Source organism: Syntrophorhabdus sp., assembly GCA_012719415.1.
In the GTDB taxonomy this organism is placed as follows: Bacteria; Desulfobacterota; Syntrophorhabdia; order Syntrophorhabdales; family Syntrophorhabdaceae; genus Delta-02.
In genome coordinates, this window is record JAAYAK010000043.1 from 45,430 (window position 1) to 59,276 (window position 13,847).

Consider the following 13,847-nt stretch of genomic DNA (forward strand, 5'->3'; position numbering starts at 1 on the left):
TTCAGGCAGCGAGCGGACGCTCTTGCAATGTTGACATCTTTGCGGTATCAAGTGTTTGGATGAAAACAAGCGCAGGGGTTGCGCGACACAGAGAGACCTGACGGTGATGATGATGGAGATCAAGCTGGAACCGAGTCTTACGCATTGCATCGAAACGACGGCAAAAAGGGAATATGAGAGGGTGCTGGGTCAGCTTCTCAAGGGGAAGGAAGAAGATAGTCAACTGGCTGAGGAGTTGGAACTATTGAGGATCTTCCTGGAATCGGCAGACTTCGGGCAGTTGAGGAGCCGTTGTGATGATTTTCTGACAGCAGGCAAAGGGGTCGAGGCCAGACTGACGTCCTCAAGCTCCGCACCGGGATATGAGATCGAGATCGTTGAGATCGACGGAGCGTAGCACATGGCCTGGATAGCGGGTATTCCACAATGAGGGACAGGGAGACCTTATGAAAAGTGATGTCAGCCTCCGCCGCATCGATCCCCGGGGGAGGTGCCTGTCGTTGGCACGCTGATCCGGGATACCATGAGGGCGTCCTATCCGGTCTTCTATCCCCCGCGGGGTACTGGGAGGGCGTCAAGGCGCTCGGTGAGAAGCACGACGATTAGGCCCTATCCTGTTGATATCTCTTCCTTTTATTGAGGTTTTGTGGCATCATAATGGCAGGAGATCAAGACGTTCCCGTGACTCTGGGGGCGAAAGGAGAGAAGGGGTTGTTTTCGATATTTCACTCGCCGTCAAAAGACATTGGCATTGACCTCGGAACTGCGAATACGCTGTTCTACCTGAGAAACAAAGGCATTGTGCTCAACGAGCCTTCCGTTCTCGCCGTGCGCAACGGTGCTCGGGGATTGAAGAAGGTCCTCGCCGCCGGAGGAAACGCCAAGGACATGCTGGGCAAGACGCCGGACCATATCAACGTCAGCCGGCCACTGCAACACGGAGTCATCTCCGATTTCGAGTCCGCGCAGTCCATGCTGAAGCAATTCTTGGAGCAGGTCGATTACAGCAGTTTTGGCGCGAGGCCAAGAATAGTCATATCCGTCCCCTGCGACGTGACACCCATAGAGAAGCGGGCCGCGAAAGAGGCGGCGGAGGCGGCGGGAAAGGGGGAGGTGTATCTTATCGAAGAACCCATGGCAGCGGCTATCGGAGCGGGTCTGCCCATCACGGAGCCGGCCGGGAGCATGATCGTCGATATCGGCTCAGGCCTGACGGAAGTGGCTGTCGTCAGTCTTTCCGGCATTGTCTACTGCAACGCGGTCCGTATCGCCGGGGAAGATATGGATGAAGCCATAGTCAATTATATACGGCGCAAATACAATCTCCTCATTGGTGACCAAACGGCGGAGAAGATAAAGATAGCCATAGGCTCGGCCTATCCTGATGCTGATGAGGAAACGAGGACGATGGCGATAAACGGCAGGAACCTCATGGACGGAATACCACAATCGCTTGAAGTATCATCACCCGAGATCAGGGAGGCGATAGCAGAGCCAGTTCATTCCATAACCGACGCCATACGCATTGCTCTCGAAAGAATGCCGCCGGAGCTTGCGTCGGATATCGTCGACACGGGGATCGTCCTGAGTGGCGGGGGGAGCCTTCTCAAGAACCTTGACCGCCTGATACACAAGGTCACACAGGTTCCCGTTCATGTTGCCGACAACGCGATGACGGTTGTGGCGAAAGGGGCAGGCAGGGTGCTTGATGAGCTTGCCCTTCTGAAAGAGATCTCTGTGTAATGTTCCGGATACCGCAGTGATCCCTCTGTTGTGAGACCACTTGACAAACTTTGGAGGAGCACGATACCAATGGTCGTCGTCAATGGAGTTCTCGCGCCGGGGGACGCTTCCCGGGAAACCGGAGCTGATGATCTGGACGTCAGCCGTGATGGCGCAGACGGGCGGACCCGATTTCACCACACAGTCAAACAAGCAAAGTGCCCTGCAGTCAGGCAAGCTGAAGGTTCCCGACGCCATTGAAGCCCAGAAGAAGAACCCGGTGAAGCCAGCCGTCAATCCCTACCCCCCGAGACCGGGGTCCCCGCAGCAGTCTTCTCCGGCGAAGCTTCCCGCGTTCAAACCATCGACGCCACAGCAGACGAACAAGCCGAACTCGACGTATGTGGTGAAACAGAATCAGGACTCGCCTGCGAGATCTTCCTGCCTGGCTAAGTGCACGGAGGACATGAACAGGTACCGGGCGAAATGTAACAAAGGTCCGGATCCTGTCGCGGCGTCCAACTGTGTCAAAATGGGCGAGGGTACGTATAGGTCCTGTGCAGGCAAGTGCCCGGCAAAGTAGAGGAAACGCGGGTTATGAAGGTGGAGATATCAACATGTCCCTGCCTTGCGGAAGATGCTGAAGTATGAGCCGAAGAGAGTCTTAAGGGGGCGAGTTATCGGAGATGGTACGCGTGTCCACTCTTGCTATTGGCCTTCGGTGAATGTTCTCAGCTTGTTCCTGAAGAATGCTTCGGATTGCACGGTTGTGCCGTCCGCGAGCCTTATCAGGTAGGGCTCGCCTGTCATAGAGGACCTGGAGGCGCAGAATTTGATGAAGTCCTCTGCTGTCTGCACCTTGTTGCCCGCCGCCTTGAGCTTCAGGCGCAGATGGGCAGCGGCTGCCCTGGCACCATGCTCGCTTCCGTTCCTGATGAACGTCGCTCCCTCCAGTGCTTCGACGGAGGCTAACAGGTACTGGATCCTGGCCGTCTCTGAAGGATCCCCGGCACAAACACGCACCGCTGCCAGCAAGAGGACGGTCGCGAGAACCGCGAAGATCTTTTTCATGTCAAAGGCACCCCTGATCTCAGAATAGCGCCTCATGGCGTGGCGAAGGACCGGTTCCGATGAAACCCTGGATCTGGCCGATGGGATAATAGGTTTTGTCTGGCGGCGGCAGTGACGCGCCCAGCGCGGGAGGTATCCTGATGACCTGTCCTAAAACGGGCGCGACGAAGGCGTCGGGTGCCAGACCGTGTTCCTTTAATGATGCGGCAAGTACATCCGGGGCATCGGTAAATCCCTCGACTCCCAGCCGAAATACCTGGAAATGGGCGGCGATGCTGAGCGGCTCTCCCAGGTCCCTGTGTGCCATGACTGCTTCGGCCGGACCCATGTGGACAATGGAGCGATGTTGCCGGGTCGTCCCATCGGCCTCAGGGCGGAATGGGGCTATCGGAAGGAGGGCCACTCTTATCGGAGAAAAGCGGCGTGCAATTTCACGGAAATGGGGACCATACCCCGTGTCTCCGGCATAGTAGACGTTCCCTGATGGACCGGAGATCACGAAACCTCCCCAAAGGGTCCGGTCCCGGTCCCAGAGGGTGCGCCCCGAGAAGTGCTGGGCAGGGACCAGGGTTACCGTCACTCCTGAAGACAAAGGGACCGACTGCCACCAGTCAAGTTCATCCACCTCGGGCATTCCCGTGCTCCGCGCAAGACGATAATTGCCGAGCGGCACGACGGCGCGCGGTGTTCCTCTTTTTACAAGGCCCGTCAGGGTGGGGATATCAAAATGGTCGTAATGGTTGTGGGATACCAGCACGACATCGACAGGGGGAAGGTCTTCAAAGCGAATACCGGGTTTACTGTACCGTTCCGGACCCACCCATGATACCGGACTGCAGCGTTCCGACCATATGGGGTCAGTGAGAATATTGAGTCCGTCCATCTGTATGAGAAACGTGGCGTGACCGACGGGTGTTACATAGATCGAGCCCTCGGGGGCGCGGGTGACAGGCGCCGGTCCAGGCGAGAACTCCTTTTGCTCCGGCCACTCGGGCCAACCGGTGCGAAAGATCCACTTCCAGACCCACCATGTCGTGCCGCGTTTTGTTGTCTGACCCGACACGGAAGACTGGGCTTGAGGGACACCGGGATTGAAATACCGGATTCCATCAAAGTGGTCCGAGACCTGCTGTATCCTTTCACCGGGTATGTCCGATCTTGTCACACAGGCGGGAAGCGACAGCAAAGACGCCAGCACCAAAGACAAGATAAAGAGGCCCAGCACATTCCTTTTGTTTCTTTTCATCTCAACTCCCAACAAACAACCGACTCTCAGACGGCAACCCCCTGGTGCATCGGGGTCGGATAGTCTACTATATTCGTGGAGGTTCCTGCAATGTTGGCATCTTTACGGTATCAAGCATGACGAGAACATCCAACGCATTCCAGAAGAAGACAGTCGACTGGCTGAGGAGTTGGAAGTATTGAGGATCTTTCTGGGATCAGCGGACTTCGGGCAGTTGAGGAGCCGTTGTGATGATTCTCTGACAGCAGGCAAAGGGGTCGAGGCCAGACTGACGTCCTCAAGCTCCGCGCCCGGATATGAGATCGAGATCGTTGAGATCGACCCGAAGACTCCTATTCCCGTCTTCCCGTCCCCCTGATCCCCAGGAGGCCCTTGATCCCCTGCTGGATCCGGTTGCGTTCGCTCAGGGTCGCCTCGCGGACCACCCGGTTGAACTCACCCTCGATGGTTTCGCCGAGGCTGTCCCTGGCACCTTCCGGCACGTCCCCGAAAGGCAGCCGCAGGGAGGAGCCGTTTTCCAGTGAGAGCTTCAGTACCGGGTGGCCGTTTTCATCAAGGATTATCTCAAAGGGCATGAATGACCTCCTTCGTCACCTGTCACATTCTCTCAGACCGTTCCCAGCATCTCGGAATTGCGGAACGCCAGATACTCGTCGTTGACGAGTGGATAATCCCATGTGCCGCCCCTGTGGATGATCCTTCCGCCGAACCCTGTCTTGAACCGGTGCATACCGAAGAAGGGATGCCCGGGGTTCGGGGATGACGCGACGGCTCCCATATCGTAGGTCAGGCAACCCCTCTCCCGGGCAAGGCGGATGGCGGCCCATTGCACGGCGTAGGGCGCCATCAGGTTCCGGTTCCCGCTGGAGGACGCGCCGAACAGGTATGTTGCCGTCCTTCCCGAGATCGTCATGATCGCGCCTGCCAGGGCATCCTTCCCGTGTTTTGCCAGCAGGAAATGGACCTCCGATGAGTCTGGTGTCGAAGCGAGAGCGGAATAGAGCGCGGAAAAATAGTCGTAGGTGCAGGTATCGAACCTGTTGCGTTCCGAGGTCTGGCAATACAGGTCATAGAAGGCTGGGAGTTCGTTGATGCCGGAGCGCGCCACCTCTATGCCTTTTCTCCCGGCGAGGCGTATGTTATACCGGGTCTTTGGCTTCATATCCGCGAGGAGCTCTTCCTCGATCTTCTCAAGGTCGATCACCAGGGCGTCAGCCACGGTCATGTCAACGGCCGCCTTCCGAAGGTTCCATGACCGCGTGCCAAAGTTCATGCGGACCTCCTGAAGCCTCGGCTCGGGGCGGACCGAACCGTCCGGATATCGCTGCTGCCGGGTTTCGTTGTCGCCGTACTGCGACGGCCAGGGGAGGTCGTAGCGGATGAAGGCCAGATCCCTCCCGATGTACTTTACGAGTGCTTCAGACAGGTCCTCGAGGAAGGGGCCGTATCCTTCAGGACGGGGACCATTCTCCGGCCCCTGCTGGACGTACGCCGCGTTTATCCCTTTGCCGAGATGCCGGGTGAGGATGAGGATGTCCCCGTCAACACCCAAAGCCCTGTAATCAAAGGCATGCGTCTTCCAGCCAAGCTGGAGCTTCACTTCGCTCCAGAACGGGGTCTGGAAGAGGATGTCCGTCGGGTAGAGGGACCATGCGTCCTTCGGTTCCACGTTCGTTGTGATTGTTTCCATCGCGCTGACACAACCTCCTGCCGGGGGCATTGGGCCGGGAAGGAAGGCGTGCTTCCCTCCCGGTAAGCGGACCGCGCTGCTGCCTTTCCGGAGGGATAAGACGACTGCGGTCCGCTTTCTCATATGCAAACCCGGGGCCATTTAGGAGTGGCACCGTTCTTGCCTGACAGGAGTGGCGAAGGGCTATCTGTGTTATAATGGAGCGGACTATTACTCGAGGTCATATCATGGGTTCCAAGGGAGTCAAACCAAAGGTTGTTTCGGTGGTGCTGACAGGGGCCGCGGTTCCAATCGTCCTGTTCTCACTCGCCATGTATGTCATTGACTCGGCTCCAGGACGCCTCATGGCTACCGTGGTGTTCCTTTTCCTGGCGGCCGTGGGCAGTTATGTCGCGGCGCGCAAGGTGATCGACCTCCTCCGCAGGTCCTATGACCGTGAAAGGGACCTCGAGATGCAGATCATCCAGAAGGATAAGCTGGCGGCCATCGGACTTTTGACGGCCGGCATCGCGCACGAACTCAACACGCCTCTTGCAAGCGCCCTTCTCAACACCCAGATGCTGAAGGAAGACGCGAAGAAGGAATGGCCGGATCGAACACCGGTCCTCAATTCGATCGAGGAAGAGATAAAGAGGGCTGGATCCGTCGTCAGAAACATCCTCGATTTCTCGCGTCAGACGCAGGTGCAGTCCGCTGTAACGGATGTCAACTCCGTGTTGACCAAGCTTCTCGACATATCCTCCAAGCTCTGTTCGGAGAAAGGTATCCTGATTCGGCGTGATCTCCATTCCGGCATTCCGCTTGCAAAGGGTAACGCGAGCATATTGCACCAGGTGTTTATGAATATCGTCTCGAACGCGATCGAAGCGATGGATAGCGGGGGCACGCTGAGTGTGCTCTCCCGTTTCCTGCCGGAGCAGCGAAAGGTGGTGGTCGACATAGAGGATACAGGTCCGGGCATATCACGGGAACACATAGACGGTGTCTTCGACCCCTTCTTCACCACCAAGGCCTCCGAGGACGGCACCGGGCTGGGACTTGCCATAAGCTACTCGATGGTAAGGAAGATGGGCGGTGACATAAAGGTGGTGAGCTCCTGTGATGAAAGGGTGAACTTCCCCGGCGGCAAGGGCACGATCTTCAGCATCGAGCTCCCGGCCTTTGAGCAAGAGAGTCCACACAGTGAAAGGGCAGGTGATCAGGATTGAACCCGGCAAGCATTCTTATCGTTGAAGACGACACTAAGCTGAGGGGTGCCCTCAAGGAGATCATGACCCGCGAAGGGTACGCGGTCGATGCGACCGAATCGGGCGATACGGCCGTATCGATGATACAGGACACGGCCTACGACCTCGTTATAACCGATCTCAAGCTTCCCGGAATAGACGGTATGGACGTCCTGCGGTCGGTCCAGAGACTGGCGCGGGACACGAGCGTCATCATCGTCACCGCCTATGCCACCGTGGATACGGCGGTCGAAGCGATGAAGGAAGGGGCGGAGGATTACATAGCAAAGCCCTTCAACCTCGACGAGATCCGCCTTGTCGTGCGGAAGGTCCTCGACAAGAAGGCCCTTGTCGACGACAACCGCTTCTTAAGGAGCCAGCTTAAGAAGAAATACAGTTTCGGCAACCTTGTGGGCAACAGCGAAGCGATGGTCGAGGTCTACAAGACCATAGAGAAGATCAAGGACTCGCGGGCAACCATACTCATCCTGGGCGAGACGGGAACCGGGAAGGAGCTTGTCGCCCGGGCGATACACTTCAACAGCGTGAGGTCAGAGAAGCCCTTCCTGCCCGTCAACTGCGCGGCGCTGGCGGAGACGCTCCTGGAAAGTGAGCTTTTCGGGTATGTGAAGGGTGCTTTCACGGGGGCTGTCCGGGACAAAGAGGGTGTCTTCGAGGTGGCCCACGGCGGTACGGTCTTCCTCGATGAGATAGGCGATGTCAGTCCCCGTCTCCAGCAGATCCTCTTGAGGGTGCTCGAGAACGGGGAGATCCAGCCCGTGGGATCGACAGCGCGCAGGAAGGTGGATGTGCGCGTGGTCGCGGCGACGAACAGGGAGCTGGAGGGCATGGTGAAGCAGGGTACCTTCCGGGCGGACCTCTATTATCGCCTCAATGTGATCTCTCTCGAGCTTCCTCCGCTGAGGATCAGGACAGAGGACATCGCCACGCTCGCGGGCCACTTTCTCAGGAAGTACGCCGGGGAGAACGGGAAGACCATACACGACATATCGCGGGACGCCCTGCATTCGCTCGAGAGGTATGAGTGGCCGGGGAATGTGAGGGAACTCGAGAACGTGATAGAGCGTGCGACACTCCTTGAAGCATCGACGGAGATCACCCCGGAGAGCCTGCCGGAGAGCATCCGCAATGCCTCCGGGGCACCGCCCGTCAATCCCGATGAGGACCTCAAGACCCTCGAGGAGGTCGGCAGGACATACATCGAGACCGTCCTCAAGAAGACGGGCGGCAACAAGGCACGCGCGTCCGAGATACTGGGGATCAACCGCACGTCGCTGTGGCGCATGATACAGAGGCTTAAGATAGCACAGTAGAACACACAGTTGCAAAATGCAACTGTGTGTCGAAGAATGCAACGGTCATTGCTTCAAATACAGCCGCGTTTGCCGGAGAGACCGGCCTGATAGATGGTGGCACGCGCTTTGCTCTCGTATGTCCGAACCCCCGGAAAGGACTCTGCCCTCAAGAACTTCCACCTCATGCCGGGAGAGAGTGCTTCATGACGCATTCACCGGAACCATCGAAGTCACGGACCGCAGGATACAGGAGTGCTCCAGGACATACGCTGTGAGGGTTTGATGGTGATATTCCCGTGACCCTGCGGTAAAAGGAGACAAGAGGTGCTTTCAATACTCCACTCGCCGTCAAAAGACATCGGCATTGACCTCGGAACAGCGAATACTCTCTTCTATCTGAGGAACAAAGGCATTCTCCTCAATGAGCCTTCCGTTCTCGCCATGCGCAATGGCGGTCGGGGCTTGAAAAAGATCCTTGCTGCCGGCGGAAAGGCGAAGGAAATGCTAGGCAAGACGCCGGACAATATCAATGTGAGCCGGCCACTGCAACACGGTGTTATCTCTGATTTCGAGTCCGCGCACTTCATGCTGAAGCATTTTCTCGCGCAGATCGATTACGGCACCTTTGGGGCAAGGCCAAGGATCGTTATCTCCGTCCCTTACGATGTGACGCCCATAGAGAAGCGGGCCGCGAAAGAGGCCGCGGAGTCGGCGGGAAGAGGGGAGGTATATCTTATCGAAGAGCCCATGGCCGCGGCTATCGGAGCGGGCCTGCCCATCACGGAGCCGGCCGGGAACATGATCGTCGATATCGGCTCAGGCCTGACCGAAGTGGCTGTCATCAGTCTTTCCGGCATCGTATACTGCAACTCTGTCCGCATAGCAGGTGAAGAAATAGACGAGGCCATCGTGAGTCACATCAGACGCAAGTACAATCTCCTCATTGGCGATCAAACGGCGGAAAAGGTGAAGATAGCCATCGGCTCAGCCCATCCCGGCGCTGAAGAGGAAACGAAAACCATGGAGATAAACGGTAGGAACCTCGTCGACGGGATCCCGCGCTCGCTGACACTATCATCACCCGAGATCAGGGAGGCGATAGCAGAGCCGGTACATTCCATAACCGACGCCATACGCATTGCTCTCGAAAGAATGCCGCCGGAGCTTGCGTCGGATATCGTCGACACGGGGATCGTCCTGAGTGGCGGGGGGAGCCTTCTCAGGAACATAGACCTCTTGATCGAAAAGGTCACACAGGTTCCCGTCCACGTTGCCGAGAATCCGATGACCGTAGTGGCCGAAGGGGCAGGCAGGGTGCTTGATGAGCTGGCTCTTCTCAAGGAGGTCTCCATGTGACGTTCTGGAGAGAGTCGGACAGGTTGCGTAAGGGGGGTGGATTTAAGATTCCGTCATATCAGACGATATTGTAGGTGAGTGCTGTTGCTGCATCATGGTGAAATGCGAGGAGGAGTTCTATGAAGCAGCACGTCCTCCGGGGAATTACAGCTTTGGTTTGAGCAACATCATCAAAGGAGGCGACGATGAAGCTGCAGAATATTCGGATAGGAAAACGGCTGTTGGGAGGATACGCGCTGCTCATTGTCATCCTTATCATCCTGTGCGTTCTCGCCTTCAGAAACATGGCCCAGACAGACCGCAGGGCGGACGAGATAACCAACCTCAATTTCGCGAAGACAACGCTGGCCAATACGGTCCTTATCAACCTTCAGTTCATCATCATGGAGTTGGGCTCGGCCGTATACACAAAGGACAAGGCCCACTTCCAGGTCGTTGCGGAGAAGCGGAAGATCTACTCCGCCGCGCTGGAATCCCTGGAGAAGATGGAAACGGACCAGGCGGGGAAGGACCTCATAAACAAGTTCAAGACAACCATCGCCGGCGGAAAGGAAGGCAGCATGGCCATGATGAAGGCGGTGGAGGCGGGAAACTTCGAGGAGGCGGCAGGCATTTTCAAGAATGTGATGACGCCGGCCAACAAGAAGACCATCGAAGCCATCACGGAACTGGTCAAATACCAGGAGAACGGCGTTCATGCGAAGTACAGGGACATCCTGACGGGAAACAAGACCATGCGCCTTGCATTGCTGGTATTCGGCATCATCGCCATTTTGGCCAGCGCCCTGGTCAGTGTGGTCCTTACCCGCAGCATCACCGTGCCCATTCAGAAGAACATCGATGTTGCGCGAACACTCGCCGAGGGCGATCTGACACGCGACATCGAGTTGAACAGGAAAGATGAATTCGGTGACGAGATGCAGGCATTCAAGGCACTGGTCGAGAAATGGCAGAAGCTCATCTCCGAGGTCAAGATGTCTGCCGCCAGTGTTGCTTCAGCCAGTCATCAGCTGAGCGCCGGTGCCGAGCAATTGGCGAGGGGAGGAACCGCCCAGGTGGAGAGGACCATCCAGGTGTCGACAGCCTCCGAGGAAATGTCCCAGGCCTCCCTTGACATAGCCAGGAATACAAGCGACATATCCGACTCCGCGAAGGAGATGCTTTCCACGGCTGAAAAAGGGAGCACGATCGTGAACAGGTCCGTGCATGAGGTGAGGGAGATCGAGGAGACGGTTCGGAAGTCATCGGAATTCGTGAAAGACCTCGGAGATCAGTCGGAGGAGATAGGGAAGATCATAAACGTGATCAATGAGATAGCGGACCAGACCAACCTGCTTGCCCTGAACGCGGCCATAGAGGCCGCCCGTGCGGGTGAGGCAGGCAGGGGGTTTGCCGTGGTGGCCGATGAGGTCAAGAAACTGGCCGAGAGAACGAGCAAGTCCACGCAGGAGATAGGCGGCATGGTGACTTCCATACGGATGGGTGTCGACAGGGCGGTGAACTCCATGGGCGAGGTCACCGAAAAGGTGACAACAGGTGTTGAGCTCTCAAACGAGGCAGGCGCTTCGTTGAACGAGATCGTCGGGAGCGCATCCAACCTCCAATCCATGCTTCAGCAGATCGCGGCCGCCATCGAGGAGATGAATTCCACCACCAACGAGATCGCGAAGGATATCGAACAAGTGGCGGTGGTGACAAAAGAATCGTCGGGCACAGCGGAACAGGTGACCCAGGCTGCCCTGGAGTTGAGCCAGCTCTCCGTCAAACTGGAACAATCAGTGACCGAGTTCAAGGTGTGATCGACGGTCTTCCGGTCAGGGGTCCCTCGGGGCCCTGTCCACGATCGGAGCGGAGCCGAAGAGCAGGATAAGGCCGATGCATGTGGTCCCGGCCATTATCGATATCACGGGGATGATCGTTCCATTGTGCAGCCAGGTCAGCAGTCCCGATGACAGGGCGCCTGCCACCATCTGGAGACTTCCGATAAGCGCCGAGGCGCTACCGGCGTTCCTTGTGAAGGGCTGGAGGGCGAGCGCTATGGCATTCGACGTGATGCATCCGAAACCGAAGAGGTAGCAGAAGATGAGACAGAGGATCGCCGCTTTTCCGGCGAAGCCTGCCAGTCCTCCTATCAGCAGGAATAGTATGAGAAGGAACTGGACGACCGTCACTGTCCGTAACACTTTCACGATGCCGTGTCTTCTGAGCAGGATCCTGTTGACCTGGTTTGACAGCACGAGGCCGACCACATTCCCTCCGTATATGAAGCCGAATCCCGTTTCCGTAAAACCGAGAAGGCTCATGTAGACAAAGGCCGACCCGGCGATGTAGGCGAAGAACCCGGCCGTCGCGGCAGCCGTCACCAGCCCGTACGTGAGGAATACCCTGTTCCTGAACACATCGATGTACTCCAGCATCACGTCCTTCGGGTGCAGGGAGATGGAGGCATCACGCCCCTTTGTCTCGTGGAGGAACCTGCCCATGGCCAAAAACACGAGAAAGCCGATGGCGGCGAGGACCACAAAGATATACTGCCAGCCGGACACGGACACCACGAGGCTTCCTATGGTGGGAGCAACGATCGGGGCAATGCCGAAGACCATCATCAGCAGGGACAGCATCCGGGCCATCTCGGTCCCCGAAAAGAGGTCGCGTACGACCGCCCGGCTGCCCACGATCCCGACGCACGCGCCGACGCCCGCGAGAAAACGCATCGCCACGAAAACGGGTATGGTCGGTGAGAAGGCGCAGCCAACGGAGGCCGCGGTGTAGGCAAGGAAGCCGAGCATGAGCGGTTTCTTCCGTCCATACCGGTCGAGCAGGGGGCCGTAGACGATCTGGCCGATGGAGACCCCGACGAAGAAGCTGGTGAGTGAAAGCCCCACGTGGGCAATATCAGTCTTGAGACCCCTGGCGATGGCAAGAAAGGCCGGAAGATACATGTCTGTAGAGAACGGCCCGATGGCCATTATGCTGGCGAGAACGATTATCAGGGCAGCAGGTTGTTTCCGCTCGAGGGTTCGTCCAGGGTCCATTGGTGCGGCAGATACCGCCCTCGACCCTTCGCGGTCCTCCTGGTTCTCTTCGGACGTAGAATGCAGCGTGAACTCCTTCCAACCTCTATTGTCTTCACCGGCCGGGACACCATGAGCGCGCCCCGGGCAACATCAGGAACCTGCCGCCTGGTGGCACAAAAGCCTTGTCTCTCGGGGCATGAAACTGTTACCACAAGTCAACCGGCCTGTAAATGAAGAAATCAAGAAGACAGGAGGGCGAGAAAGAGTCGGGGGATACATGAGTATCACTTGATCAGTCTGAGCCTTTGAGACTGCGGGTTTTCCTGGACTTTGGTCTCTTCTTCCGTTTCTATGTCATCAATGTAGCTCTGGCTCGTGACTATGCGTATCAGGTCGGGCACCACAAGACAATACCGTGAAGGCAATTCTCTCCTGTGTTGCTCGATCACCTTGATGAGTCGTGATCCTTCTATCCGAATGTGTTCCAATACCGCGGGGTCTACCATGGGTCTTTCCTCTGCCGATCGAAGAGTCTTAGCAACTGAGAGTATTATCGTCCGATCCAGCCGGGAGTTAAGATTGGAGCTCATTTTGCGGCGGCCCGTCCCACGCGGCTCGCGCCGGTAAGGGAACTGGGCTTGATGTTTCGCGGGCAGATACTTGCTTACTGGGGAAAAGCGTGTGAGAATGTAGGGCACGCGCCTTTCGCCCCCACGCGGGGGGCGGCGCGGCAGGCAGATGACATCAAGGAGATGACGATGTGGGGAAAGATATCGGTCGTGATCGTGGTGGCGTTTCTCGTGTGCGCGGGTGGGATTCCCGACCCGGCAGGAGCGACGGGCAAGAACAGGGAGATCGCAAAGGAAGGCCGGTACCGAGGCACCGTTACGAGATTGCAGACGGTCCGCTACTCTTCGGACCCGGGTGACAAGAGGTACTGCAAAAGGGTATACCTTGCTGTCGGTCCCGGAGCGCCGCTGACGTCCAGGCTGCACCTTTACACCGAGATCGCGAGGAAGGGGAAGGTCATTTATCCGGGCCCCAATGAGGATAAGAGCCTGGTGGACCAGATCAACAGCATGGATAGACTGGTGGGCAAGGCCATCAAACCCAACACCAAAGCGTCCCTGTCGGTATCCTGCGACGACGGAGGATGCCTGATCGACCGCATCGATCTGAACTGAACCGCCTCCCGGAAGAAGA

The 13,847-nt window shown here is 57.3% G+C and carries 14 protein-coding genes; 8 read left to right on the forward strand and 6 right to left on the reverse strand.

What is annotated here, in order from left to right; genetic code table 11:
- Positions 1-55 precede the first annotated feature (55 nt).
- The 3 genes from GXX82_02720 to GXX82_02730 all read left to right on the forward strand — a co-directional run bounded on the left by GXX82_02720 (position 56) and on the right by GXX82_02730 (position 2,305).
- A complete protein-coding gene (locus GXX82_02720; protein NLT21940.1) occupies positions 56-397 on the forward strand; it encodes a hypothetical protein in 342 nt (113 codons plus the stop codon).
- A 260-nt stretch (positions 398-657) separates the two neighbouring features.
- Positions 658-1,743 carry a rod shape-determining protein gene (locus GXX82_02725; GenBank protein NLT21941.1) on the forward strand — a complete coding sequence of 362 codons (1,086 nt, stop codon included), beginning with the start codon at positions 658-660 and terminating at the stop codon, positions 1,741-1,743.
- 40 nt (positions 1,744-1,783) lie between these two features.
- Complete coding sequence (locus GXX82_02730; protein NLT21942.1) at positions 1,784-2,305, forward strand: hypothetical protein; 522 nt, start codon at positions 1,784-1,786, stop codon at positions 2,303-2,305.
- 125 nt (positions 2,306-2,430) lie between these two features.
- Here GXX82_02730 and GXX82_02735 read toward each other — a convergent pair whose 3' ends face one another.
- From GXX82_02735 to GXX82_02750, 4 genes are all read right to left on the reverse strand, one after another.
- The gene (locus tag GXX82_02735; GenBank protein NLT21943.1) at positions 2,431-2,793 is read right to left on the reverse strand and encodes a DUF5329 domain-containing protein; all 363 of its coding nucleotides are present in this window, start codon (positions 2,791-2,793) and stop codon (positions 2,431-2,433) included.
- 19 nt (positions 2,794-2,812) lie between these two features.
- The gene (locus tag GXX82_02740; GenBank protein NLT21944.1) at positions 2,813-4,039 is read right to left on the reverse strand and encodes a hypothetical protein; all 1,227 of its coding nucleotides are present in this window, start codon (positions 4,037-4,039) and stop codon (positions 2,813-2,815) included.
- A gap of 332 nt (positions 4,040-4,371) precedes the next feature.
- Positions 4,372-4,614, reverse strand: a complete 243-nt coding sequence (locus tag GXX82_02745; GenBank protein ID NLT21945.1) for a hypothetical protein — start codon at positions 4,612-4,614, stop codon at positions 4,372-4,374.
- A 32-nt stretch (positions 4,615-4,646) separates the two neighbouring features.
- Entirely contained in the window at positions 4,647-5,729 is a 1,083-nt protein-coding gene (locus GXX82_02750; GenBank protein ID NLT21946.1) for a peptidoglycan bridge formation glycyltransferase FemA/FemB family protein, read from the reverse strand.
- 227 nt (positions 5,730-5,956) lie between these two features.
- On the opposite strand from GXX82_02750, the gene GXX82_02755 reads away from it, so the two are divergent.
- From GXX82_02755 to GXX82_02770, 4 genes are all read left to right on the forward strand, one after another.
- The gene (locus GXX82_02755; GenBank protein NLT21947.1) at positions 5,957-6,937 is read left to right on the forward strand and encodes a HAMP domain-containing histidine kinase; all 981 of its coding nucleotides are present in this window, start codon (positions 5,957-5,959) and stop codon (positions 6,935-6,937) included.
- Entirely contained in the window at positions 6,934-8,289 is a 1,356-nt protein-coding gene (locus tag GXX82_02760) for a sigma-54-dependent Fis family transcriptional regulator (protein ID NLT21948.1), read from the forward strand. The genes GXX82_02755 and GXX82_02760 overlap by 4 nt, the downstream gene beginning before the upstream one ends.
- A 306-nt stretch (positions 8,290-8,595) precedes the next feature.
- Positions 8,596-9,627, forward strand: coding sequence for a rod shape-determining protein (locus GXX82_02765; GenBank protein ID NLT21949.1), 1,032 nt, complete (start codon positions 8,596-8,598; stop codon positions 9,625-9,627).
- A 185-nt stretch (positions 9,628-9,812) separates the two neighbouring features.
- Complete coding sequence (locus GXX82_02770) at positions 9,813-11,426, forward strand: HAMP domain-containing protein (protein NLT21950.1); 1,614 nt, start codon at positions 9,813-9,815, stop codon at positions 11,424-11,426.
- Between the two features lie 15 nt (positions 11,427-11,441).
- Here GXX82_02770 and GXX82_02775 read toward each other — a convergent pair whose 3' ends face one another.
- Positions 11,442-12,662 carry a multidrug effflux MFS transporter gene (locus GXX82_02775; protein ID NLT21951.1) on the reverse strand — a complete coding sequence of 407 codons (1,221 nt, stop codon included), beginning with the start codon at positions 12,660-12,662 and terminating at the stop codon, positions 11,442-11,444.
- 266 nt (positions 12,663-12,928) lie between these two features.
- Positions 12,929-13,150, reverse strand: coding sequence for a hypothetical protein (locus tag GXX82_02780; protein ID NLT21952.1), 222 nt, complete (start codon positions 13,148-13,150; stop codon positions 12,929-12,931).
- Between the two features lie 132 nt (positions 13,151-13,282).
- Between GXX82_02780 and GXX82_02785 the strand changes: the two genes are divergently transcribed.
- Entirely contained in the window at positions 13,283-13,828 is a 546-nt protein-coding gene (locus tag GXX82_02785) for a hypothetical protein (protein ID NLT21953.1), read from the forward strand.
- The last annotated feature ends 19 nt before the right edge of the window (positions 13,829-13,847 follow it).